Source organism: Asanoa sp. NPDC049573, from assembly GCF_040676615.1.
Taxonomy (GTDB): domain Bacteria; phylum Actinomycetota; class Actinomycetes; order Mycobacteriales; family Micromonosporaceae; genus Asanoa.
Map to the genome: position 1 here is coordinate 184,158 of NZ_JBFAPI010000013.1, position 22,171 is coordinate 206,328.

General features: G+C 72.7%; 24 protein-coding genes. 11 read left to right on the forward strand and 13 right to left on the reverse strand.

Translation table 11 applies throughout. The features are described from left to right. Positions 1-110: 110 nt before the first annotated feature. Entirely contained in the window at positions 111-437 is a 327-nt protein-coding gene (locus AB0J74_RS26860) for a putative quinol monooxygenase (RefSeq protein ID WP_363452615.1), read from the forward strand. Positions 438-450: 13 nt separating this feature from the next. Here the strand turns inward: AB0J74_RS26860 and AB0J74_RS26865 are convergent, their stop codons facing one another. Then, the gene (locus AB0J74_RS26865; RefSeq protein ID WP_363452617.1) at positions 451-1,242 is read right to left on the reverse strand and encodes an SDR family NAD(P)-dependent oxidoreductase; all 792 of its coding nucleotides are present in this window, start codon (positions 1,240-1,242) and stop codon (positions 451-453) included. 197 nt (positions 1,243-1,439) lie between these two features. Here AB0J74_RS26865 and AB0J74_RS26870 point away from each other — a divergent pair, with 197 nt between their 5' ends. Next, on the forward strand, positions 1,440-2,951 hold the full coding sequence (locus AB0J74_RS26870; RefSeq protein WP_363452619.1) for a HAMP domain-containing sensor histidine kinase: 1,512 nt from the start codon (positions 1,440-1,442) through the stop codon (positions 2,949-2,951). Between the two features lie 26 nt (positions 2,952-2,977). Then, positions 2,978-3,700 (forward strand): class I SAM-dependent methyltransferase, encoded by a 723-nt coding sequence (locus tag AB0J74_RS26875; protein ID WP_363452621.1) that lies wholly within the window; start codon positions 2,978-2,980, stop codon positions 3,698-3,700. Positions 3,701-3,703: 3 nt separating this feature from the next. Here the strand turns inward: AB0J74_RS26875 and AB0J74_RS26880 are convergent, their stop codons facing one another. Beyond that, a complete protein-coding gene (locus AB0J74_RS26880) occupies positions 3,704-5,092 on the reverse strand; it encodes an MFS transporter (protein ID WP_363452720.1) in 1,389 nt (462 codons plus the stop codon). A gap of 218 nt (positions 5,093-5,310) precedes the next feature. On the opposite strand from AB0J74_RS26880, the gene AB0J74_RS26885 reads away from it, so the two are divergent. The 3 genes from AB0J74_RS26885 to AB0J74_RS26895 are packed head-to-tail and all read left to right on the forward strand — an operon-like array spanning position 5,311 to position 6,959. After that, a complete protein-coding gene (locus AB0J74_RS26885; RefSeq protein WP_363452623.1) occupies positions 5,311-6,009 on the forward strand; it encodes a hypothetical protein in 699 nt (232 codons plus the stop codon). Between the two features lie 2 nt (positions 6,010-6,011). Continuing rightward, a complete protein-coding gene (locus tag AB0J74_RS26890; RefSeq protein ID WP_363452625.1) occupies positions 6,012-6,197 on the forward strand; it encodes a hypothetical protein in 186 nt (61 codons plus the stop codon). A gap of 51 nt (positions 6,198-6,248) precedes the next feature. Next, positions 6,249-6,959 (forward strand): helix-turn-helix domain-containing protein, encoded by a 711-nt coding sequence (locus AB0J74_RS26895; RefSeq protein WP_363452627.1) that lies wholly within the window; start codon positions 6,249-6,251, stop codon positions 6,957-6,959. Here AB0J74_RS26895 and AB0J74_RS26900 read toward each other — a convergent pair. Then, positions 6,941-7,516, reverse strand: coding sequence for a dihydrofolate reductase family protein (locus AB0J74_RS26900; protein WP_363452629.1), 576 nt, complete (start codon positions 7,514-7,516; stop codon positions 6,941-6,943). The genes AB0J74_RS26895 and AB0J74_RS26900 overlap by 19 nt on opposite strands. 99 nt (positions 7,517-7,615) lie before the next feature. On the opposite strand from AB0J74_RS26900, the gene AB0J74_RS26905 reads away from it, so the two are divergent. Beyond that, complete coding sequence (locus AB0J74_RS26905) at positions 7,616-8,236, forward strand: L-threonylcarbamoyladenylate synthase (protein ID WP_363452631.1); 621 nt, start codon at positions 7,616-7,618, stop codon at positions 8,234-8,236. Between the two features lie 10 nt (positions 8,237-8,246). On the opposite strand, the gene AB0J74_RS26910 is transcribed toward AB0J74_RS26905, so the two are convergent. The 5 genes from AB0J74_RS26910 to AB0J74_RS26930 form a co-directional block, all read right to left on the reverse strand. Continuing rightward, positions 8,247-9,488: an MFS transporter gene (locus tag AB0J74_RS26910; RefSeq protein WP_363452633.1), complete on the reverse strand. Its 1,242-nt coding sequence runs from the start codon at positions 9,486-9,488 to the stop codon at positions 8,247-8,249. 48 nt (positions 9,489-9,536) lie between these two features. After that, positions 9,537-10,727, reverse strand: coding sequence for a sigma-70 family RNA polymerase sigma factor (locus AB0J74_RS26915; RefSeq protein WP_363452635.1), 1,191 nt, complete (start codon positions 10,725-10,727; stop codon positions 9,537-9,539). A gap of 6 nt (positions 10,728-10,733) precedes the next feature. Further along, the gene (locus tag AB0J74_RS26920) at positions 10,734-11,144 is read right to left on the reverse strand and encodes a hypothetical protein (protein ID WP_363452637.1); all 411 of its coding nucleotides are present in this window, start codon (positions 11,142-11,144) and stop codon (positions 10,734-10,736) included. A gap of 105 nt (positions 11,145-11,249) precedes the next feature. Continuing rightward, positions 11,250-11,831: a carboxymuconolactone decarboxylase family protein gene (locus tag AB0J74_RS26925; protein WP_363452639.1), complete on the reverse strand. Its 582-nt coding sequence runs from the start codon at positions 11,829-11,831 to the stop codon at positions 11,250-11,252. Next, entirely contained in the window at positions 11,821-12,126 is a 306-nt protein-coding gene (locus AB0J74_RS26930; RefSeq protein ID WP_363452641.1) for a hypothetical protein, read from the reverse strand. Before AB0J74_RS26930 ends, AB0J74_RS26925 begins: the two co-directional genes overlap by 11 nt. A gap of 42 nt (positions 12,127-12,168) precedes the next feature. Between AB0J74_RS26930 and AB0J74_RS26935 the strand changes: the two genes are divergently transcribed. Together AB0J74_RS26935 and AB0J74_RS26940 are read left to right on the forward strand one after the other, a co-directional pair. Continuing rightward, complete coding sequence (locus AB0J74_RS26935) at positions 12,169-12,678, forward strand: hypothetical protein (protein ID WP_363452643.1); 510 nt, start codon at positions 12,169-12,171, stop codon at positions 12,676-12,678. 11 nt (positions 12,679-12,689) lie between these two features. Further along, on the forward strand, positions 12,690-14,213 hold the full coding sequence (locus AB0J74_RS26940) for an SPFH domain-containing protein (protein WP_363452645.1): 1,524 nt from the start codon (positions 12,690-12,692) through the stop codon (positions 14,211-14,213). Positions 14,214-14,229: 16 nt separating this feature from the next. On the opposite strand, the gene AB0J74_RS26945 is transcribed toward AB0J74_RS26940, so the two are convergent. The 3 genes from AB0J74_RS26945 to AB0J74_RS26955 form a co-directional block, all read right to left on the reverse strand. Further along, complete coding sequence (locus AB0J74_RS26945; protein ID WP_363452647.1) at positions 14,230-14,790, reverse strand: DJ-1/PfpI family protein; 561 nt, start codon at positions 14,788-14,790, stop codon at positions 14,230-14,232. A 367-nt stretch (positions 14,791-15,157) separates the two neighbouring features. After that, complete coding sequence (locus AB0J74_RS26950) at positions 15,158-16,804, reverse strand: MFS transporter (RefSeq protein WP_363452649.1); 1,647 nt, start codon at positions 16,802-16,804, stop codon at positions 15,158-15,160. A 96-nt stretch (positions 16,805-16,900) separates the two neighbouring features. Then, positions 16,901-17,170, reverse strand: coding sequence for a hypothetical protein (locus AB0J74_RS26955; protein ID WP_363452651.1), 270 nt, complete (start codon positions 17,168-17,170; stop codon positions 16,901-16,903). Here AB0J74_RS26955 and AB0J74_RS26960 point away from each other — a divergent pair. Next, positions 17,165-20,131 carry a glycoside hydrolase family 38 C-terminal domain-containing protein gene (locus tag AB0J74_RS26960; protein ID WP_363452653.1) on the forward strand — a complete coding sequence of 989 codons (2,967 nt, stop codon included), beginning with the start codon at positions 17,165-17,167 and terminating at the stop codon, positions 20,129-20,131. The two genes, AB0J74_RS26955 and AB0J74_RS26960, sit on opposite strands and share 6 nt — an antisense overlap. Here the strand turns inward: AB0J74_RS26960 and AB0J74_RS26965 are convergent. Next, positions 20,128-20,997 (reverse strand): SDR family oxidoreductase, encoded by an 870-nt coding sequence (locus tag AB0J74_RS26965; RefSeq protein ID WP_363452655.1) that lies wholly within the window; start codon positions 20,995-20,997, stop codon positions 20,128-20,130. The genes AB0J74_RS26960 and AB0J74_RS26965 overlap by 4 nt on opposite strands. A gap of 93 nt (positions 20,998-21,090) precedes the next feature. Here AB0J74_RS26965 and AB0J74_RS26970 point away from each other — a divergent pair, with 93 nt between their 5' ends. Further along, complete coding sequence (locus AB0J74_RS26970; protein WP_363452657.1) at positions 21,091-21,465, forward strand: helix-turn-helix domain-containing protein; 375 nt, start codon at positions 21,091-21,093, stop codon at positions 21,463-21,465. A gap of 127 nt (positions 21,466-21,592) precedes the next feature. Here the strand turns inward: AB0J74_RS26970 and AB0J74_RS26975 are convergent, their stop codons facing one another. Then, on the reverse strand, positions 21,593-22,117 hold the full coding sequence (locus AB0J74_RS26975; protein WP_363452659.1) for a universal stress protein: 525 nt from the start codon (positions 22,115-22,117) through the stop codon (positions 21,593-21,595). Positions 22,118-22,171: the final 54 nt, after the last annotated feature.

Here is a 22,171-nt window from a genome sequence, read left to right on the forward strand (position 1 = left end):
CGACCGCGCGTGCGCGGGTGAGCGGATCATTCTGCGACACTCACCTCGGCCCCACCTGGGGACAATGAGCCGGCGCGGCCCGCGCGGGCCCGACGCCGAGGAGGCTTTGAATGATCTTCATTACCGCCAAGTTCCGGGTCAAGCCCGAACACGCCGAGCAGTGGCCGGCGATCTCCCGCGCCTTCACCGAGGCGACCCGGGCCGAGCCCGGCTGCCTCTGGTTCGACTGGTACCGCAGCCTCGACGAACCGACCGAGTACGCGCTGGTCGAGGCGTTCCGCGACGGCGACGCCGGCGCCGCGCACGTCGGGTCGGAGCACTTCGCCGAGGCGCGACGGACGCTGCCGGGTTATCTCGTCGCCACCCCGAAGATCGTCAACGCCACGATCCCGCAGGACGACTGGTCGCTGCTCGGCGAACTCGCCGTGCCGGAGTGAGGCAGCACACGGGCTAATCGAAGCTGAGCGGGCCGGTCAGCGCGCCGCCGTCGACCGGCAGCACGATGCCGGTGATCCAGGAGGCGTCGTCGGAGGCCAGGAACGCGACGGCAGCGGCGATGTCTTCCGGCTCGCCGACCCGGCCGGCCGGATAGAGCCGGTCGAGCCGGTCGAGCCGGGCCATCCGTTCGGGGCCGCCGTCGGTCCAGGCCGGCGTGCGGATCGTGCCCGGCGCGACGAGATTGAACCGGATGCCGCGCGACGACGAGCCCCGCGCCGCCAGTTCGCGCCGCGAGTAGAGGACGGCGAGGTTCTGGTTGAGACTCTGCAGGCCGGCCTTGGCGGCGGAGTAGACCAGGTCGCCGAACGCGGCCAGGCCGTTGATCGACCCGATCGTCACCACCGCGCCGCCGACCGGAGACGCGAGCAGGTGCGGGAGCGCGGCCTGGACGCAGCGGACCGCGCCGTGCAGCGTCGGCCCGGCCTGCTCGCGCCAGGCGGCGTCGTCGATCTCCTCGAACGCCGTACCCGATGAAACGCCCACGTTGTTGACCAGCACGTCGAGCCGGCCGTGCCGGGCGATGACCGCCGACACGGCCGCGTCGACGGAGGCGCGATCGACCACATCGCACGCCAGTGGCATCGCACCGGCACCGATCGCGGCGGCCGCGGCGACGACACCGTCTTCGTCGCGGTCGGCGAGGGCCACCGCCGCGCCCTCCTCGGCCAGCCGCACGGCGATGGCCCGGCCGATCCCCCGCGCCGCCCCGGTCACCAACGCCACCCGTCCTTCGAACCGTCGCATGGTCAGATCCTGAGGGGTCGCGCCGAATCCGGCCACCCCGAAACAAATCAGCCCGCCGGCCCGGTCGTCGGGGCGCGTGGGAAAGGGATGACTCACAGCGAACTGCCAGCGAGCGGCCGGTGCGTGCACAGGCCGCGGTCGGGCATGCTGCACGTGAATGCCCGGTCCACTGTTGCCGCGGGAGGGATGTGCCGACGATGACCGGGTCCATCCCGCTCCGGCTCAAGCTCGTCGCGGCGGTCCTCACGCTGGTCACCGCGGCGCTGCTGATCATCGGCGCGAGCAGCGCCTACTTCCTGCGCACCTACCTGGTCGGGCGGATCGACGACGAACTCGTCCGCTATCTCGGCCGGTTCGAGCAGTCGATGCCCTCGGGCACCTCCGGCGGCCTGCCCTCCGACTACCTGGTCGCCGCCACGGATCCCACCCGGGCCACGGTGGAGGTCCTCCGGGACGAGCGGTTCACCAAGGCCGACCTGCCCGGCGCGATCGACAGCCGGGCGTTCTACGCGGAGCACGCCGGCGCCGAGCCGTTCACCGCGGGCTCGGGCAGCAAGGCGGTGCGCTGGCGGGTCGTCGTGGGCGAGCTGGGCGACGACCGCTACGTGGCGGTCGGCCAGGATCTGTCCGATGTGGACTATGCCGTGGCCAGGCTGATCTGGATCGACGCCCTCGCCGGCGGCACGGTGCTGATCCTGCTGGCGATGGCGGGCGCCGGCATCGTCCGCAGCAGCCTGCGCCCGCTCAACGAGATCGAGCAGACCGCCGGCGCGATCGCGGCCGGCGACCTGTCCCGGCGGATCCCCGACCCGGAACCCGGCGTCGCCCGGCCCCGCTCCGAGCTGGGCCGCCTGTCCCGGGCGCTCAACGCGATGCTCGCCCAGATCGAGGCGGCGTTCACGGCCCGGGCCCGGTCGGAGGCAACCGCGCGCGACGCCGCCGCGGCGGCACAGGCGTCCGAGACCCGGGCCCGTCGTTCCGAGGAGCGGATGCGGCAGTTCATCGCCGACGCGTCACACGAGCTGCGTACCCCACTGACGACGATCCGCGGCTTCGCCGAGCTCTACCGCCAGGGCGCCGTCGCCACGACCGCCGACACGGCCAAGCTGGTCCGCCGGATCGAGGACGAGGCCGCCCGGATGGGCCTGCTCGTCGAAGACCTGCTCCTGCTGGCCCGGCTCGACCAGGAACGACCGGTCATCCTGGCGCCGGTCGACCTGCGGGTGCTGGTCGCCGACGCGATGCTCGCCGCCCGGGCGAGCGCGCCGGAACGCGAGATCACCATGGAGACCGCCGCGGGCGCCGGCCCGCTGATCGTCGACGGCGACGACCGCCGGTTGCGCCAGGTGCTGAGCAACCTGCTCAGCAACGCCGTCACGCACACACCACCGGCGGCCACGATCACGATCGCGCTGCGGGCGGAGGACGGGTTCGCGGTCATCGACGTACACGACACCGGTCCGGGGCTGTCACCCGAGCAGGCCGATCGCGTCTTCGAACGCTTCTACCGCGTCGACGACGCCCGCACCCGGCGCGACGGTTCGACCAGCACCGGCCTGGGCCTGGCCATCGTCGCCGCGCTGGTCGCGGCACACGGCGGCACGGTCCGCGTGCACAGCGAGCCCGGCGCGGGCACCACGTTCACCCTCCGGCTCCCGTTCGCCGGTGGCGACCTGGCGGCGGATCAGCGGGTCGGACGCGCCCAGTGACCGCGCCCCGCGGGTAGTCTCGGTCGGTGTTCTCGCCACAGGGCCCGTCGCTGCGCGAACTGACCGTCCAGGCGCTGTCCTCGGTCGAGCGCGGCTACGACCTGCTGGCGCCGAAGTTCGACCACACGCCGTTCCGCACGCCCGACAGCATCCTCGGCGCGACCACCCGCACCCTTTCCGAACGCGGCCCCTTCACCGACGGCCTCGACGTCTGCTGCGGCAGCGGGGCCGGCATGGCGGTCGTGCGGGCGCTGTGCCCGGGCCGCACGACCGGCGTCGACTTCAGCACCGGAATGCTCGCCCAGGCCAGAAGCGCACACCCCACGGCGACGTGGGTACGCGCCGACGCGCGGGCCCTGCCCTTCGCCGCCGGTTTCGACCTCGCGGTCAGCTTCGGCGCGCTCGGCCACTTCCTGCCCACCGAACTGCCGTCGCTCTTCGAGGGCGTCTTCCGCGCCCTGCGACCCGGCGGCGTGTTCGCCTTCCCGATCGGCACGCTGCCACCGCGCACCGCGGTCTCGCACTGGGTCACGCTGGGCTTCGACCTGACCATGCGCGTCCGCAACGCCGTCTGGCGCCCGCCGTTCGTCATGTACTACCGCACCAACCCGCTGCGGGCCGTGCTCGCCGGGCTGGCCGGGGCGGGGTTCGCCGCGGAGGCGGTCGCCCTGACCGAGTTGGGCCAGCACGGCGACGGCAGCCCCCGCTGCCAACTCGTTCTCGCCCGCCGGCGACCCGGCGCGGGCTGATCCTCAGGGGTGTGGCCCGGCGGCACGACGCCCCGCGACCACGTCCGAGGTCGCGGCCACCAGAGCGATCACCATGAAGCCGATGGTCACGTAGAGGCCGCTGCGGAAGGCCTCCGCGTACCGGCCCCCGGTGGACGCCAACTGGTCGAAGAAGACCGCGCCGATCGCCGCGATGCCGATCGCGGAACCGATCCGCTGCCCGGTCTGCAGCACACCGCCGGCGCTGCCCGCCTCGACCACCGGCACCTGGCTCAGCGTGAGGTTCTGGTTGGGGCTGATCACCAACCCGCTGCCGATGCCGGCGCACAGCAGCGGCAGCGCGGTCGCGAAACCCGCGCCGCGGCCGGTCACGACATGCAGCGCGAGCAGGACCAGGGCCAGCCCGCCGATCACCATGCACAGGCCGGTGACGACCAGCGCGCGGCCGAAGCGGTTGACGATCCGGCCGCCGAGCAGCGCGCCCGACGCCGAGCCGAGCGCGAACGGCGTCACCGTCAGGCCCGCCTCGAGCGGGGAGTAGCGCAGGCCGTTCTGCAGGAACAGGGTGAAGATGAAGAACGTCGTGGTGAACCCGGCGAAGTAGGTCAGGGCGACCAACGAACCCAGTGCGAACGAACGGCGGCGGAACAGCCGGAGGTCGACCAGCGGGGACCCGTCGCGCCGCAGTTGCCGCGACTCCCACCCGACGAAGAGCCCGAGGACGGCCAGCCCGGCCAGGATGAGGATCCAGGTGATCGGGCCGTGCCACTGCTGTTGCTGCACCAGCGGCAACAACACCAGCGCGACGCCGGTGCCGAGCAGCACGACACCGGCCGGGTCGACACCGCGGCGCCGGCGTTGCTCGCTCGGGTGGCCGGGGATCCAGCGCGAGCCGAGGGTGATCGCGACGACGCCCACCGGGATGTTGATGAAGAAGATCCAGCGCCAGCCCGACTCGGCACCGGCGATCGCGATGATCACCCCGCCCAGCAACGGCCCGAGCGCGGTCGAGACCCCGATGGTCGCGCCCAGTGCGCCGAACGGCCGGCCGCGCTCGGCCGGTGTGAACATCTGCTGGACGAGCCCGGACACCTGCGGGTTGACCACGCCGGCGGACGCGCCCTGCACCAGGCGGGCACAGATCAGCCACACCTCGCTCTGCGCGAAGCCCGCGGCCGCGCTGGCGACGGTGAACCCGGCGAGCCCGAGCACGAACAACCGGCGCCGCCCGTGCGCGTCACCGAACCGCCCCGCAGGCACCAGCACCAGGCCGAACGCGACGGCGTAGCCGGACAGGATCCACTGCAGACCGCCGGAGCTCAGGTGCAGGTCGGCCTGGATCGACGGCAACGCGACGTTGACGATGCTGACGTCGAGCAGGGTCATGAACGCGGCGATCAACGCGACCGTCATCGCCCGCCAGCGCGCGTCCACCCGTCACCCCCGCCCGTCCGTTCCGGACATTACGGCACCCGACGCCGGCCACCGAACAGGGTGACCCTCCGTTCAGGGTCGGAAGGTCGGTCGTTGTCTCTCCATAGAGAGCAGCCCCCAATCGAGGAGTGTCCCTTGTTGAAACAAGCGTTGGGCGGCCTGGTCGCCGCCCTGCGGTCGCGGGCGGCATCGTCGCCGTGTCGGCCGGCCCGGCAGCCGCGGCACCGCCGTCGCGGTGCGCCACGACCACGGTGGAGAACACCCGCGGTTGGACCACCGCCGCGGGCGGCACGGTCCGCGTCGTGCCGGACGGCGCGCAGGTGGCGACCCCGGACCAGGACTCGGAGGTGCAGTACCGCTACACCCTGCCGACGCGGGTACGCCTGTCCGAGGTCTCCACGCTGAGCTATGAACTGACCAAGTTGGACGGTACGACCGTCGGCGGCACCGCGATCCCGGCGGGCAACGACGCCGCGCTGCCGGCCTACCGGTTGTTCCTCGACCTGACCAACAACGGTTCCGTGGACGGCGCGATCGTCTACGAGCCCTACTACCAGATCGAGGGCAACCCGGCCCGCGGCCAGACGACGAACTGGGACGTCGACGCCGGCACGTTCTGGACCGGTGCCACGATCCCCGGCATGGTCGCCGAGGGCGGCGGCTCGTACGCCAACAACAAGACCCTGGCCCAGATCCGGTCGGCGAACCCGGCGGCGCGGGTGGTCGCGATCTCGGTCGCCAGGGCACCTACAACAACGGCACGGTCGCCCGGGTCAACCACGTCCGCTTCGACGGCGGCCGGGTGTGCCAGGTCGTCGACTGGAGGGCGGCCCCCGTTCCGTCGTGGCGCCTGTCGTTCACCCTGGCGCGCTGCGGCGACCGCTCGAGCACGGTGACCGTGCTCAACACCGGTCGGACCATCATCACGGTCCGCTTCAACAACGAGCGGACGCAGACCGTGCGCCCGGGCAGGGCGGCGGTGGAACGCTTCCGGTCGGGCCGGGTCTCGGTGTTCGTGAACGGGCGCAAGGCCGGCGAGTTCCGCTACCAGCAGGTGGCCTGCCACGCCGACAGCCGGCACTGACGGCCGGTACGGTCCGGGCGGAGCGCGCCGCCCGGACCGTATCCTCTTCGGATGGCCCTGCGGTTCGAGACGCGCGCGTCCGACTCACCCTGGGTCGACACCGTCTGGACCTGCACGAGCGGCGACGTGACGTCGATGACCTCGGTCGCCACGGTGTGCTGGGGCCTGGTGTTCTGGCAACAGGACGGCATCGCGTACGCCAGCATCTCCGGCCCCGAGACCAGGACCGGCACCGCGCCGGTGCCCGAGGGCGCGACCTTCGTCGGCATCGAGTTCGCGGTGGGCACGTCGCTGCGGGCCGTGCGCACCCCGGCACTGGTCGACCGCGGCGCCGAACTGCCGGACGTGACCCACCGCGCGTTCTGGCTCGACGGCAGCCGCTGGGAGACGCCGGGCCCCGACGACGCCGAGGCCCTGGTCGCCCGTCTCGTCCGGGCCGGGGCGGTGGTGCGCGACCCGCTCGTCACCGACGTCCGCCGCGGGCACCGTCCCGCGCTCTCCGCCCGCACCGTCGAACGCCGGTTCCAGGCCGCGACCGGCCTCACCCAGGGCGCCGTGCGCCAGATCGAACGCGCCCGCGCGGCCTCGGCGCTGCTGGCCGCCGGCAACCCGGTCACCGACGTCGTCGCCAAGTTCGACTATTTCGACGAGCCGCACCTGGGCCGGGCGCTGCGCCGCTACGTCGGCCGCACGGCCGGGCAACTCCGGGCGGGCGCCGGCGGCGCCATCGCCCTGGCGCTGGATCAGCCGACCACGTCGTAGACCAGCTTCACGACGCCATTGGAATAGGCGGCGGACTCGCGCAGCTTGAGCGCCCGCTTGTCCTGGCCGGCCGCGCTGAACAGGCCCTTGCCGGCGCCCAGCAGCACCGGGAAGACCAGCAGGTTGTAGCGGTCGATCAGACCCGCGTCGCCGAGCCGCCGGGCCAGTTCCGCGCTGCCGTGTATGAAGATCCCGCCACCCTCGGTCTTCTTGAGCGCGGCGACGTCCTCGGTCGAGCGCAGGATCGTCGTCGGGCCCCAGCCGTCGACGAGCGCGTCGTCACCGAGCGTGCCGGAGACCACGTACTTCGGCAGGTCCCGGTAGACGGCGTGGTCGTCGGAGTCAGGCCAGACCGGCGCGAACAACTCGTAGCTGCGGCGGCCGAACATCAGCGCCGTCGTGTCGGCGAGTTCCTCGCCCTTGAGCGAGAACGCCTCGGGCACGAACTCGACGTCGCCGACCCACCCCTTGCCGCGGTGCTCCTCCCCCGGACCGCCGCCGGGCGAGTCCAGGACACCGTCCAGCGACATGAAGCCCGTGTAAACCAGTTCACGCATCTGCTGTTCTCTCCCCGATCGTCAGGCGATGTGGCACCAGCGTAGTGACCCGCGCGCCCGACCGTCTTGTACGGAAACGACAAGGGCTAGGCTCCGGCCGTGGCCAGGTACTTCGACATGCACCCGGAGAACCCGGCGCCGCGCGCGGTCGGGCAGGTCGTCGACCTGCTCAACGGCGGCGGGCTGATCGCCTATCCGACCGACTCCCTCTACGCCTTCGGCTGCCGGCTCGGCAACGTCGAGGGCGTCGAGCGGATCCGTCGCATCCGGCACCTGGACAGCGCCCACCACTTCACGCTCGTCTGCCGCGACTTCAGCCAACTCGGCCAGTTCGTACAGATCAACAACACCCGATTCCGGGCGGTCCGGGCCGCGACGCCGGGCAGCTACACGTTCATCCTGCCGGCGACCAGAGAGGTGCCGCGCCGGTTGCAGCACCCGCGCAAACGCACCGTCGGGGTGCGCATCCCCGACCACGTCGTCACGCAGACGCTGCTCGCGGCGCTGGGCGAGCCGCTGGTGTCGAGTTCGCTGCTGCTGCCCGGCGACGACGAGCCGATGACCCAGGGTTGGGAGATCAAGGAGCGCCTCGACCACGCCCTGGACGCGGTCGTCGACTCCGGAGACTGCGGCACGACGCCGACCACGGTGATCGACTGGAGCGACGACGAACCGGTCATCCTCCGCCGCGGCGCGGGTGACCCGGCACGCTTCGAGTAGCCGGCGCCCCTCACCGCGCGACCGTGATCTCCTCGTCCGGAGCGCCGGCCGGCGTCGGGTCGAGCGGGCGGACACTGGCGCTGATCAGTGCGGCCATCCCGAGCAGCACCGCGACCACGGCCAGGGCCCGCAGCACCGTGACGTGGCGGCCGAGGAACCCGATGATCGGCGGGCCGGCCAGGAACGCGCAGTAGCCGATCGACGCGATGACACTGACCCGGGCCGCGGCGCGGTGCGGGTCGTCGCCGCCGGCGCTCATGCCGACCGGGAAGCCCAGCGCGGTGCCGACGCCCCAGAGCAGGGTGCCGGCGAACGCGTACGCCGGTGACGGGCCGAAGACGAACAGCGCGACGCCGGCGATGCCCACCAGCGAGAGCAGGCGGACCACCGGCACCCGGCCGTAGCGGTCGAGCAGCCCCGGCCCGAACCAGCGGCCGACCGTCATGGCGGTCAGGAACGCGGCGAACGCGAGGGTGCCGACCGCGGCCGGGACGCCGTGGCCGTCGATCGCGGCGACGCTGATCCAGTCGTTGCCGACCCCCTCGGCGAACGCGAACGCGAGGACGAAGACCCCGACGAGCAGCGTGCGCGGCTCGCGCCAGGCGGCCCAGGCCCCGCCACGCGGTTGGTCGCCCTCCGCGGCGGGCCCGGCCTGGTCGTGGTCGGCCACGAAGCGCCGGGCGAACGCCGGAACGAGCACGCCGACGACCACGGCGACCGTGGTGAGGTGGGCGGCGACCGGCACGTGCAGCGCGACCATCCCCGCGCCGATGAGGGCACCGGTGACCGTGCCCATGCTCCAGCCGGCGTGGAACCGCGACATGATCGACCGGCCGAGATGGCGTTCGACGACCGTGCCCTGCACGTTCATGGCGACGTCCCAGGCCCCGTTGGCGAAGCCGAGCAGGAACAGCCCGATCACCACCGGCACCACGCCGACGTGCGAGCCGACGGCGGCGGTGGTCACGCCGACCGCGAGCAGCGCGGCCATGGCCTGGACGGTGCGGGCCGAGCCGATCCGGGTGACGACCGGGCCCGACAGCGGCAGCGCGAGCAGCGAACCGGCGGCGATCGCGAGCAGCACCAGCCCGAGCGCAGCGGGGTCGAGGTCGAGGCGGTCGCGCACCTGCGGAATCCGGGCGGCCCAACTCGCGAACGCGAACCCCGAGCCGAAGAAAGCGGCATAGGTCGCCGCGGTGGCGGCGCGGACGGCGGCGGGCGGCGGGGCGGCCGGTGCGCTGGGCACGGTCATCGAGGGTCCTTCGGGTCGCGGTGCAGCGAGCCTACCGATGAGCGACGGCTACGCCGGGCCCGCCCGGGCGCGGGCGGCCTGCCGGACCAGGTGGTCGCGCTCGGCGATGTCGGTGGCCAGGCGGGCGGCCCGCGCGTACGCCTCGGCGGCGGCCGGCCGGTCGCCGGCCAGTTCGTGCAGGTGGCCGCGGACCGCGTGCCAGCGGTGGCGGTCGCCGAGCACCTCGCGCAGCCGGTCGGTCTCCCTGAGCCCCGCGGCGGGGCCGAGCACGTGGCCGACCGCGACCGCCCGGGCCAGCACCGCGGCGGGGTCCTCGCGCACCGGGTCGTCGGTGAGGGCGACCAGGTCGTCGTACCACTCGAGGATCTGGGGCCAGTCGGTCTCCCCGGCGCTCGCCGCGTCGTCGTGCAGGGCGGCGATCGCGGCCTCGACCTGGTAGCGGCCACGGCGGTCGCCGGCCAGGGCCGACTGCAGGACGCGTACCCCCTCGGCGATCTCCCGGGTGTCCCACAACGCGCGGTCCTGGCGGTCGAGCGTGACGATCCGGCCAGCCGCGTCGAACCGGGCGCGGTGCCGGGCGTGGTTGAGCAGCATCAGCGCCAGCAGGCCGCGCGCTTCCGGTTCCTCGGTGGCCAGGGTGAGTTGGCGGGCGAGGCGGATCGCCTCGGCGGCCAGGTCGACGCGGCCCGCGTGGCCGGCCGTGTAGACGAGGTAGAGCACCCGCAGGACGACCGCGAGGTCGCCCGGCTGGTCCAGGGTGCGGCCGCGCAGGGTCCGCTTGGCCCGGCTGATCCGCTGCGCCATCGTCGCCTCGGGCACGTAGAACGCGTCGGCGATCTCCCGGGTGGTGAGGCCGCCGACGGCGCGCAGCGTGAGAGCCACCTGCGAGGCCGGCGCCAGGTCGGGGTGGCAGCAGCAGAAGAGCAGGAAGAGGGTGTCGTCGCCGGCCTCGGTGGCGACCGGGCGCGGCTCGGCGTAGGTCGCCTCCTCGCGGCGCAGCCGGGCCGCCTCGCTGCGCCGGGCGTCGACGAGCCGGCGGGTCGCGACCGCGGCCAGCCACGCTCGCGGGTCGCGCGGCGGGTTGTCGGGCCAGGCCCGCAGCGCGTCGAGGAGCGCCTCCTGCAGCGCGTCCTCGGCGGCGTCGAAATCCTCACCCCGGCGGACCAGGGTCGCGAGGACCCGCGGGACGAGGGCGCGCAGGGCGCCCTCGTCGAGGGGTGGTGTCGGGTCGTCGGGCACGCCGGCTCAGTCGGCCGCCGGTGCGTCGGACATGACCTCGCGGATGTCGATCCACTCGTACATCGGCTCGCCGCCGGGCCCGGGCTCGGAGGAGACGTACGCCGCGAGTTCGACCGCCCGCTCGTGCGACTCGACGTCGATCATGTACCAGCCGGCGACCAGGTCGCTGGTCTCGGGCAGCGGACCGTCGCTGGTGACCGGCGCGGCGCCCGGGCCGCCGTAGCGCACCCAGGTCTGGGTGGGTGTCAACGCCTGCGCGTCGACGAACTCCCCGTTCTTCTCCAGCAACTCGCCCACGTGCCGCAGGAAGGCCATGTGCGCCTCCACGTCTTCCGGGGCCCACTGGTCCATCGGGGGCACCGGGCGGTGCGCCTCGGGGCCGCCGCGGTAGTGCTTGAGGAGAAGGTACTTCGGCATGGTGATCTCTCCCGGTGTCGTCGGGCCCGCCTGTCGTGGCCCTCACCGGTGGAGCGGAGCCGGCCCGGGCTTCTCGACATGAAATCACCGATCATTTTCGAGGACCTAGCGATAACCCCGTTTGAGCAGGTATTTCGCGCCCGCGTCGAAGCCCTCGGGGCTGAGCACGGCGAATCCGAAGGCGTCGGCCAGCCGATCGGTGATGTTGAACGCGGCGCATACCGCCAGCGCGTCCTCGACCTGCTGACGCGTCGCGCCGGCGGTCAGCACCTCGCGCATGTCGGCGGCGCTCACCTCGCCGGAGCGGGTCAGCTTGCCGAGCATCCGCAGCGTGGCCCGCAGCGGCTCCTCGATCGGCGCCGACTCCGGGTCGGTCAGCACCGCCGCCACCCGGGTCGGATTCCCGGACGCGCGGTTCGCCGTCGCGGTGTGGGCGCCGACGCAGAACGCGGTCCGGTTCACCTTCGACACGTACGCCGCCATCAGTTCCCGGTCCGCGACCGACCATGCCGACGGGCCACGCATCGCCTCGTGGGTGAACTCCTTCGCCGCGTTGCCGTAGAACTCGGGCCGGTAGAAGACCAGCTTGGCCGCGTCCGGCACCGGCTGCCGGGTGAACAGCCGGATCATCGCGAAGAGCAGCCTGGTCGCGGGGCGGTAGCCGCTGTTGAGGATCTCAGGCCGCATCGTCGGCCACCGCCTCGGCCAGCGCGGCCAGGCCCGCCTCGTACTGCCGGGTGGCCTCGCCGACCGCGGCACAGACCACCAACTCGAAGATCTCGTCCTCGCTGACGCCGGCCGCCGTCGCCGCGGCGAAGTCGACCTCGGCCGGCCGGGTGACGACCGTGCCGATCAGCGCGTCCAGCGGCGGTGGCAGCCCCTCGTTGGCGAAGGCCCGGGCCCGCTGTTCCGCGGTCGCCCGGCCCGCTCCGGTCAGGACGCTGTCGACCAGCACGCGGTGCGCTGTCTGCTTCTTGTCCATCACGACTACTCTGCATACAGCACGTGGGGAGGGCGGTGTCAAATGAACACGGCCACCGTGGTGTTCCTGGTCCTCGGCGGATCCGGCGCGTTGGTGCTCGCCCTCTCGCTGATCGGCGCCGAAATCCTCCACTTCGGACATATGGGCCTGCCTGACTTCTTCTCGGTCGAGGCGGTGGCGGGCTTCCTCGGCGCGCTCGGCTTCGGCGGCGCGATCACCAACGAGTTGAGCGGTTCGGTCGCCCTCTCGGCGGTCGTCGGGATGCTCGCCGCGCTGCCCACGGCCTACCTCGCCGTCCGGCTGTCCCGCGCCGCGCGGGACATGCGCACCGACGGCACGCCCACCCGGGCCGACCTGGTCGGCACGCTCGGCGTCGTCGTCACACCGATCACCACCACCGGGTACGGCGAAGTCCGGATCCGGCTCGGCGGACAGCCGATCAAGCTCTACGCGAAAGCCGACCGGCCACTCCCGGCGGGCGCGGAGATTTTCGTCATCGAGGCCGCGAGTGAGACGAGCGTCGTCGTCGAGGCGGTCCACCCCGTCACCTGAAGGGCTCTCAGATGCCACTGCTCATCGGGCTCGGCGGCGCCGCGCTGCTGATCCTCCTCCTGGTCATGTTCGTGCTCTCCCGGATCAAGGTGGCCGGGCCCAACGAAGCGTTCGTGGTGACCGGCCGCAAGGGGCGGGCCACCGTGTCGTCCGACGGGAGCCGGCAGACCGACCTCTCCGGGCAGAAGGTCGTGATGGGTGCCTCGGTCTTCGTCGTGCCGGTCGTCCAGAAGATCCAGTCGCTCGACCTGTCCAGCCGGCGCATCCACGTCGAGATCACCGGCGCCGTCACCAAACTCGGCATCCGGGCCACCCTGCAGGGCGTCGCGATCGTCAAGGTCGGCGGCACCGAAGACTCGGTCCGCGCCGCGGCACAGCGGTTCCTGCGCCAGCAGGGCGAAATCGAGCAGTTCACCCGCGAGGTGCTGGCCGGCTCGCTGCGCTCCATCGTCGGCCGGCTCACGGTGGAGGAGATCATCCGCGACCGGGCCGCGTTCGCGTCGGCGGTCGCCGAAGAGGCCGAGCACTCGATGACCAACCAGGGCCTGGTGCTCGACACGTTCCAGTTGCAGGACATCCTGGCCGAGGGTTCCTACCTCCAGGACCTGGGCCGGCCCGAGGCCGCCCGGGTGCTCAAGGAGGCCGCCATCGCCGAGGCCCGGGCCCGGCAGGCGGCCGAGCAGGAGCGCCTGCTGGCCGAGGAGGCGATCGCGGAGGCGCAGCGCAACCTGTCGCTCAAGCAGGCCAGCATCCAGGCCGAGGTCGACGCGGCCAAGGCCCGCACAGCCGCCGCCGGCCCGCTCGCCCAGGCCGAGCGCGACCAGGCGATCCTTGCCGAGCAGCAGAAGGTCGCCGAGCGCAACGCCGAACTCAAGCAACGGCAACTCGACACCGAGGTACGCAAGCCGGCCGACGCGGCCCGCTACAAGGTGGAGCAGGAGGCCGAGGCGGCCCGCAACGCGACCGTCCTCAAGGCCGACGCCGCCCGGCAGGCGACCATCGCGGCCGCACAGGCCGAGGCCGAGCAGTCACGCCTGACCGGTGAGGGCGAGCGGGCCCGGCGGGCCGCCCTGGCCGAGGCCAACGCGATCGAGGGCGCCAAGGAGGGCGAGGCCGAGCAGCGCCGGCGCACGGCGATCGCCGACGCGATCGAGCGCGAGGGCTCCGCGGAGGCGGCCGCGATCCTGGCCAAGGGCAATGCCGAGGCGGAGGCGATGGCGCGCAAGGCCGACGCGTTCGCCACCTACGGCGAGGCCGCGGTGCTCGACCTGCTCGTCCGGATGCTGCCCCAGGTGGTCGAGGCCGCGAGCCGGCCGATGAGCGCGATCGACAAGATGACGGTCATCTCCACCGACGGCGCGTCGTCGATCGCCAAGTCGGTGGCCGGCAACGTCGCGCAGGGCCTGCAACTCGGCTCCGACCTGACCGGCGTCGACCTGCAGAGCCTGCTCGCCCGCCTCGGCAACGTGGTCGAGACCGGCAACGGCGAGAAGCCGCCGGCCACCAAGGGCAAGGCCATCGAACCCAACCGCTGAGGCCGCGGCGGCGCCGTCAGGCCGGCGCCGCCACCCGCAGGACCTTGAGGAACTCGCGCATCCAGGCCGGGTGGTCGGGCCAGGCGCGACCGGAGACGATGGCGCCGTCGATGTGGGCCTCGCTGTCGACCCAGGTCGCGCCGGCCGCCTTCACGTCGGGCGCGCAGGCCGGGTAGGCGCTGATCGACCGTCCGGTGAGGACACCGGCGGCGGCCAGCACCAGCGGGCCGTGGCACAGCGCGGCGATCGGCTTGCCGGCGTCGGCGAAGTGCCGCACGATCCGCAGGCACTCTTCGTCGGTGCGGATGTATTCCGGTGCCCGGCCGCCGGGCACCACCAGCGCCGCGTAGGCCGACGGGTCGACGTCGGCGAACGCCACGTCGGCCGCCCAGGTGTGGCCGGCCTTCTCGGTGTAGGTGTCGAAGCCGTCGACGAAGTCGTGCACCACGAACTGGAGCTTCTTGGCCGCGGGCGCAGCCATGTCGACCTCGTAGCCCTCTTCCAGCAGCCGCTGGTAGGGATACATCACCTCAAGGTCCTCGGCGGCATCCCCGGTAACGACGAGCACTCTGGTCATGGTCCACCTCCCGCAGGGGTCCTGCTCCGCACCCCTACAGGAAGCACTTCACCTCCGCAGCCGCTTCCCGCTTCCCGCAAGGGTGCAGAGCAGGACGACGGATTCGAGCCGACACCTCGATCGTCATCCCGCACGGCCGCGGGGTCAAGGCCAGGCCCCCCGCCGCCGTCCCGCCACCGGCGAGGGGCCTGGTCGTCAGAGCCGGCGCACCCCGTTCTGGGTAGCGGCGGCCCGGCCGGCAGAGCCGGCGCACCCCGTTCTGGGTGGCGGCGGCCCGGCCGGCAGAGCCGGCGCACCCCGTTCTGGGTGGCGGCGGCCCGGCCGGCAGAGCCGGCGGGCCGCGTCCTGGGTGGCCGGGGCCCTGCGGTTAGAGCCGGCGGGCGCCGTTCTGGGCCGCGGCCGGTGGCTCCGGCTCGGCGACGCCGTCGATCGCGGCCGCCGCCGTGGTGATCGCCTGCTCGGTGTCGGCCAGGTCGAGGCTGGTGCGCAGGGTGACCGGGCGGAGCAGGAGGGCGGCGATCACGCCGACCACCGCGATCGCGGCCGAGATCAGGAAGATGTGGCCGGTCGCGTCGCCGTAGGCGGCCCGCACGATGTGCTGGAACGCGTCGGGCAGGGCGTCGAGGTTGAGCGCGCTGGTGCCGCCCGAACCGGCGTCGGCCGGGACGCCCGCCGCGGCCAGGTCGTGGGTGATCTGGGTGGTCACCCGGTGGGCCAGCACCGCGCCGAGGATCGAGACGCCCATCGCGCCGCCGAGCGAGCGGAAGAACGCCACCGAGGAGCTCGCCGCACCGATGTCCTTGAGGGCCACCGTGTTCTGCACCGCGAGCACCAGGTTCTGCATCGTCATACCGACGCCGATGCCGACCAGCAGCATGCCCGCGCCGACGAAGACCAGCGACGTGGTGTGGTCGATGGTGCCGAGCATGCCGAAACCGGCGACCAGGACGACGGCACCGACCACGATGTACGGCTTGATCTTCCCGGACCGGGAGATCAACCGGCCGGCGATGATCGAGGAGAGCAGCACGCCGGCCATCATCGGGATGGTCAGCAGGCCGGCCTCGGTCGGCGAGTAGCCACGGCCGATCTGGAAGTACTGGCCGAGGAAGACCGCGCCGCCGAACATGGCCATGCCGACCGCCAGGCTGCCGAGAATGGAGAGCGCCGTGGTCCGCTGGGTGACGATGCCCAGCGGCACCACCGGTTCGGCCGCCCGCTTCTCCACCAGCACCGCGAGCAGCAGCAGCACGACCGCGGCGCCCACCATCGCGAACGTCTGCCAGGAGACCCAGGGGAACGTGCCGTCGACGAACGAGATCCAGATCAGCAGCACGCTGACGCCGGCGGCGATCAGGGTGGCGCCCAGATAGTCGATCTTCACGTTGTCGCGCCGGATGGTCGGCAGCCGCAGGGTGGCCTGGAGCAGCACCAGCGCGATGATCGCGATCGGCACCCCGACGAAGAAGCACCAGCGCCAGCCGAGCCAGGAGGTGTCGACGATCAGGCCGCCGAGCAGCGGGCCGCCGACCGTGGCCAGCGCCATCACGCCACCGAGGTAGCCGTTGTAGCGGCCGCGCTCGCGGGGCGGGATCATCGCCGCGATCGCGACCTGGACCAGCGCCTGCAGGCCGCCGACGCCGATGCCCTGGAACGCCCGGGCGGCGATCAACTGGCCCGCGTTCTGGCTCAGACCGGCGATCGCCGAGCCGAGCACGAAGATCACGATAGAGATCTGGATCAGCTGTTTCTTGTTGAACAGGTCGGCCAGCTTGCCCCAGATGGGCGTGGTCGCCGTCGCGGTGAGCAGGGTCGCGGTGACCACCCAGGTGTACTGGGTCTGCGAACCGTTGAGTTCACCGATGATGCGGGGCAGCGCGGTCGACACGACCGTGCTGCTGACCAGCGCGACGAAGAGCACGAGGAGCAGACCGCTGAGCGCCTCCAGGGTCTGCCGGTGGCTCATCTGGCCCGGTTGGCCGGTCGGCCGCGCGGTCGTGGTGGTGGCACTCATTTCGGGGGATCCTCCGGAACGTCGTCGATCTCCCCCAGCATCCTCTCAATCTTGCGCTTTGGGCAAGTTTTCCCACTGAGAAACGAGTCACGTCGATTACCGGGAGGTCAACTGCTCGGGGTCGATCCCCCGGTCGACCAGCCACTCACCGAGTTCCCAGAGGTCGCGCGGGTTCCGCAGCGGTGCATGCGCGACCCGCTGGCCGGTGCGGCGGAAGACGCTCACCGCGCCCGTGTCGCGCACCTCGATCCGCCACCGCATGCCTTGCCGGTCCGCCGGCGTGTTCCAGACCTGCACACCTGACTTTTCCCGCAAATAAGGCAAATCCTCAACGCGTACGCGCATCGATAGGATCTTGTCGTGCATGACGACCGGACCGTTGTCGAAGATCGTCTCTCCCGCCTCCTCGCGGAGCGGCTCCGGCCGGCGGTGCACCGCGTGGTCGCCGGCCTCGATGTGGCCGCCTGGCCCGTGCCCGGCGAACCGGTGCCGCCGGCGGTCGCCCTGGCCGCGGGAACGTTCGCACCGTTCCCGGTCGGCGGCGCCTGGGGCCCGCCGTGGAGCACCACCTGGTTCCACCTCACCGGCACGGTCCCCGACCTGCCCGCCGGCACCCGGGTCGAGGCGGTCGTCGACCTCGGCTGGAACTCCTCCTCGCCCGGCTTCCAGGCCGAGGGCCTCGCCTACCGGCCGGACGGCTCTGTCCACAAGGGACTGCACCCGCGCAACGACTGGGTCCCGATCGATGGGTCGACGGTGGACCTGTTCGTCGAGGCCGCCGCCAACCCCACCGTGCTCGACGGTTTCCGGCCGACCGACCTCGGCGACCTGGCCACCGCCGGCGACGCACCGCTCTACCGGCTGGCCCGCGCCGACCTCACCGTGCGCGACGAGACGCTGGCCGACCTCGTCCACGACCTGACGGTGCTCGCCGAACTGCGGGCCGAACTGCCGGCCGGCGAGCCGCGCGGCCACCAGATCCTGCGCGCGCTGTCGCGGGCGATGGACACGCTCGACCCGGCCGACCTGTCCGGCACCGCCGCGGCGGCCCGCGCCGAACTGGCCGGCCTGCTGGCCCGCCCGGCACACGCCAGCGCGCACCGGATCAGCGCCGTCGGCCACGCGCACATCGACACTGCCTGGCTCTGGCCGCAGCGAGAGACGGTGCGCAAGGTCGCGCGCACCGCGGCCAACGTCACGGACCTGCTCGACACCCATCCCGACCTGGTGTACGCGATGTCGTCCGCACAGCAGTTCGCCTGGTTGGAGGAGCACCGACCCGAGGTGTTCGCCCGGGTCGCCGAGCACGTCCGTGCGGGCCGGTTCGTGCCGGTGGGCGGGATGTGGGTCGAGTCCGACACCAACCTGCCCGGCGGCGAGGCGATGGCCCGCCAGTTCATCCACGGCAAGCGCTGGTTCCTCGAGAAGTTCGGCATCGAGACGCGGGAGGCGTGGCTGCCCGACTCGTTCGGCTACTCGGCCGCGCTCCCCCAGATCGTCAAGCTCAGCGGCACCCGGTGGTTCCTCACCCAGAAGATCTCGTGGAACCAGACCAACCGGTTCCCGCACCACACGTTCTGGTGGGAGGGCATCGACGGCACGCGGGTGTTCACCCACTTCCCGCCGGCCGACACCTACAACGGCGAGCTGACCGGCGCCGAGGTCGCGCACGCGGTGCGCAACTTCCGCGACAAGGGCGGGGCCACCCGTTCGTTGCTGCCGTTCGGCCACGGCGACGGCGGCGGCGGGCCGACCCGGGAGATGCTCGCCCGGGCCCGCCGCCTGGCCGACCTGGAAGGCTCGCCGCGGGTCACGGTCGAGGCGCCGGCGAACTTCTTCGCGGCCGCGGAGGCCGAGTACGGCGCGCGGGCCCCCGTCTGGGTCGGCGAGCTCTACCTGGAGTTGCACCGGGCCACCTACACCTCGCAGGCGGCGACCAAGCAGGGCAACCGGCGGGCCGAGCACCTGCTGCGCGAGGCGGAACTGTGGTGCACGACCGCGACGGTCCGCGACGGCGTCGACTATCCCTACGAGGCGCTCGACCGGATCTGGAAAACGGTGCTGCTGCACCAGTTCCACGACATCCTGCCCGGGTCGTCGATCGCCTGGGTGCATCGCGAGGCGCGGGAGACGTACGCCCGGATCGCCGGTGATCTGGAAGGTCTGATCGCCGCAGCCATCGGACGGCCCGGCGACGACGTGGTCTTCAACGCGGCGCCGTTCGAGCGCGACGGCGTCCCCGCGCTCGGTGCGGGCCCCCGCACGCCGGCCGCCGGTTCGACGCGGGCCGAGACGCACGACGGCGGCTGGGTGCTCGACAACGGCGTGCTGCGGGTCGCCGTCGACGGGCGCGGGCTGGTCACCTCGGTGGTCGACCTGGCCGCCGGGCGCGAGGTGCTGGCCGGGCCGGCCAACCTGTTGCAGCTGCACCGCGACGAACCCAACCGGTGGGACGCCTGGGACGTCGACCCGTTCTACCGTGACCTGGTGACCGATGTGGACAGTGTCACGTCGCTGGCGGTGTCGGACGACACGGTGCGGGTCTCGCGGTCGTTCGGCGCGTCCACCGTGACCCAGGAGATCACACTGGCCCCCGGCGCGCGGCGGGTCGACTTCCGGGTCGAGGTCGACTGGCACGAGCGGGAGAAGTTCCTCAAGGTGGCCTTCCCGATCGACGTGCACACCGACAAGGCGCAGTTCGAGACGCAGTACGGGCACCTGACTAGGGCGACGCACGAGAACACCTCGTGGGACGCGGCCCGGTTCGAGGTGTGCGCACACCGCTGGGTGCGGGTGGCCGAGCCCGGCTACGGGGTGGCGGTGGTCAACGACTCGACCTACGGGCACGACGTGCGGCGGGTGGCGCGGGAGGGCGGCGGCACGGCCAGCGTCGTGCGGTTGTCGCTGTTGCGGGCGCCGCGCTTCCCCGACCCGGAGACCGACCAGGGCCGGCACGCCATGCGCTACGCGCTGGTGCCGGGCGCCGCTGAGGCGGCCGCGGTGCGGGCCGGGTACGAGATCAACCTGCCATTGCGGGGTGCGCTGGGTCCGGCTTCCGCTCCGCTGGTGCGGGTGACGTCGACGCCCGCCGACGCGGTGGTGGTCGAGGCGGTCAAGCTGGCCGACGACCGCAGCGGCGACGTGGTGGTCCGGGTCTACGAGGCGCTCGGCGGCCGGGCCACGGCGACGATCTCGCCTGACTTCGCGGTGGCCGGCGCCGTCGAGACCGACCTGCTCGAGCGCGAACTGGAACCGGACGCGCTGGCCGAGGGGTTGACCCTGCGGCTGCGTCCGTTCCAGATCGCGACCATCCGGTTGCGCCGCTAGCCCAGCGTCGCCAGGTCCGCGGCGATCGTGTCGGCGATCGGCGTGGTCGGACGGCCGATCAGCCGGGCAAGGTCGCCCGGGGTGCCGGCCAGGGCGCCCTTGTTGATCGCGTCATCGACCTCGACGAGCACGTCGGCGAACGCGTCGGGCAGACCGGCGCCGACGAGGATCGCCTTGAGCTCGGCCGGGGCGACGGTGACGTGCGAAACCGGCCTGCCGCTCTGCCGGCTCACCTCGGCGGCGAACTCACCGAACGACCACGCGCTGTCACCGCTGAGCTCGTACGCCCGGTTGAGATGCCCCTCGCCGGTGAGCACGGCCGCCGCCGCCGCGGCGAAGTCGGCCCGGGAGGCGGTGGCGATGCGGCTTTCCGCCGCGACGGCGTTGGTCACCGCGCCGCGGGCCACGATCCCGGCCACGTCGCCGGTGTAGATCTCCGAGTACCAGTTGTTGCGCAGGAACGTGTAGGGCAGGCCGGAGGCGAGGATCAGGTCCTCGGTCTCGCGGTGGTCGTCGGCGAGGCGGAACCAGGCCCTCGGGCCACCGAACGCGCCGGTGTAGGCGAGCTGGGCGACCCCGGCGCCCGCCGCGGCGTCGATCACGGCCTTGTGCTGCGGGCCGCGCCGGCCCGGCTCGCTGCCGGAGATCAGCAGCACCCGGTCGCCGGCGGCGAACGCACCGCTGAAGCTGTCGGGCCGGTCGTAGTCGGCGACGTGCAGCCGCACACCCTGGCCGGCCAGTTCGGCACCCTTCTCGACGCTGCGGACGACCCCGATGATCCGGTCCGCCGGCACACCGCGGGCGATCAGGTCGGCGACGGCCAGGCGACCGAGATGCCCGTTGGCCCCGGTGATGACGATGCTCATGCTTGTTCCTTTTGTCCGAGTAGCCTGTTTCGACTAACGCTACGTCGCATACCCCTCTCGTCGAAAGTACCCACCTTGAAGTAAGGTACCGGCATGACCGTAAGTGAGGCGCCCAACGTCAACCGGGCCGACTGCCCGTCCCGCGGGGTGCTCGAGCACGTCACCAGCCGCTGGGGCGTGCTGGTCCTGGCCGCGTTGCTGGATCGACCGCACCGGTTCAGCGAGCTGCGCCGCGAGGTCGGCGGGGTGAGCGAGAAGATGCTCGCCCAGACGCTCCAGACGCTGGAACGCGACGGCTTCGTCGACCGCGACGCCAAGCCGGTCATCCCGCCACGGGTCGACTACTCGCTGACCCCCGTGGGCCGCGAGGTGGCCGAGCAGGTCTGGACGCTGACCCGGTGGGTCGAGAGCAAGCTCGACGACGTGTTCGCCGCGCGTTCCGCCTACGACTCGGCGCGCGCGGTCTAGGCGACACCGCGCGGTCTAGGCGGCGCGGCGGGCGAGCCAACGCCGTGCGGGCCAGGCAACGCCGTGCGGGCCAGGCAACGCCGTGCGGGCCAGGCAACGCCGTGCGGGCCTGGCAACGCCGTGCGGGCTAAGGAACGACGACCACGGGCCAGTGCGCGAGGCGGACCAGGCGGGTGGCGATCGAGCCGACGAACTTGTGGCCGGCCTGCGCGGAGGCGCCGACGAAGACGAAGTCGGCCTTGATCTGGTCGGCGACGGCGGCGAGTTCGGAGAAGGCGTCGCCGCGGCGGGTGACCAGGGTGATCGGCACGCCGTACTCCTCGGCGGCCCGGTGCGCCTCGGCCCGCAACTCGGCGGCGACCTCGTCGAAGGCCTCCTGCTGTGCGTAGCCGACCTGCGGGGCGAGCGAGGCCAGCAGCCCGGGTGCCGCCACGAAGACCATGGTGAGCCCGCAGCCCTGGCGCCGGGCGACCCCGAACGCCGACGCGGCCGCGCGCAACGAGGTGTCGGTGCCGTCGACGCCGACCATGACCACGCGCGGGCCGTCGGTACCGCGCTCGAACTTCATCGGGCGTACGGCCGGACCGTAGTGTTCCTCGTCCGGGTGCCGCGCCACCGAGGTGCCCATCCGCGCCTGATCCTTTCGGGTCACCAGAGGCCTGCGAGGTGTCGGCGCTCCGCACCACCATCCTTGTCGGCAACCCGT

What these genes read in the sequence shown, in the direction of transcription:
- AB0J74_RS26900 (WP_363452629.1), bottom strand. Translation starts at nt 7,516, where the DNA reads ATGCGTGAACTGGTTTACACGGGCTTCATGTCGCTGGACGGTGTCCTG.
- AB0J74_RS26920 (WP_363452637.1), bottom strand. Translation starts at nt 11,144, where the DNA reads ATGCCGAAGTACCTTCTCCTCAAGCACTACCGCGGCGGCCCCGAGGCG.
- AB0J74_RS26950 (WP_363452649.1), bottom strand. Translation starts at nt 16,804, where the DNA reads ATGAGTGCCACCACCACGACCGCGCGGCCGACCGGCCAACCGGGCCAG.
- AB0J74_RS26860 (WP_363452615.1), top strand. Translation starts at nt 111, where the DNA reads ATGATCTTCATTACCGCCAAGTTCCGGGTCAAGCCCGAACACGCCGAG.
- AB0J74_RS26970 (WP_363452657.1), top strand. Translation starts at nt 21,091, where the DNA reads ATGACCGTAAGTGAGGCGCCCAACGTCAACCGGGCCGACTGCCCGTCC.
- AB0J74_RS26940 (WP_363452645.1), top strand. Translation starts at nt 12,690, where the DNA reads ATGCCACTGCTCATCGGGCTCGGCGGCGCCGCGCTGCTGATCCTCCTC.
- AB0J74_RS26955 (WP_363452651.1), bottom strand. Translation starts at nt 17,170, where the DNA reads ATGCACGACAAGATCCTATCGATGCGCGTACGCGTTGAGGATTTGCCT.
- AB0J74_RS26895 (WP_363452627.1), top strand. Translation starts at nt 6,249, where the DNA reads ATGGCCCTGCGGTTCGAGACGCGCGCGTCCGACTCACCCTGGGTCGAC.
- AB0J74_RS26930 (WP_363452641.1), bottom strand. Translation starts at nt 12,126, where the DNA reads ATGGACAAGAAGCAGACAGCGCACCGCGTGCTGGTCGACAGCGTCCTG.
- AB0J74_RS26925 (WP_363452639.1), bottom strand. Translation starts at nt 11,831, where the DNA reads ATGCGGCCTGAGATCCTCAACAGCGGCTACCGCCCCGCGACCAGGCTG.
- AB0J74_RS26880 (WP_363452720.1), bottom strand. Translation starts at nt 5,092, where the DNA reads ATGACGGTCGCGTTGATCGCCGCGTTCATGACCCTGCTCGACGTCAGC.
- AB0J74_RS26870 (WP_363452619.1), top strand. Translation starts at nt 1,440, where the DNA reads ATGACCGGGTCCATCCCGCTCCGGCTCAAGCTCGTCGCGGCGGTCCTC.
- AB0J74_RS26910 (WP_363452633.1), bottom strand. Translation starts at nt 9,488, where the DNA reads ATGACCGTGCCCAGCGCACCGGCCGCCCCGCCGCCCGCCGCCGTCCGC.
- AB0J74_RS26865 (WP_363452617.1), bottom strand. Translation starts at nt 1,242, where the DNA reads ATGCGACGGTTCGAAGGACGGGTGGCGTTGGTGACCGGGGCGGCGCGG.
- AB0J74_RS26965 (WP_363452655.1), bottom strand. Translation starts at nt 20,997, where the DNA reads ATGAGCATCGTCATCACCGGGGCCAACGGGCATCTCGGTCGCCTGGCC.
- AB0J74_RS26945 (WP_363452647.1), bottom strand. Translation starts at nt 14,790, where the DNA reads ATGACCAGAGTGCTCGTCGTTACCGGGGATGCCGCCGAGGACCTTGAG.
- AB0J74_RS26935 (WP_363452643.1), top strand. Translation starts at nt 12,169, where the DNA reads ATGAACACGGCCACCGTGGTGTTCCTGGTCCTCGGCGGATCCGGCGCG.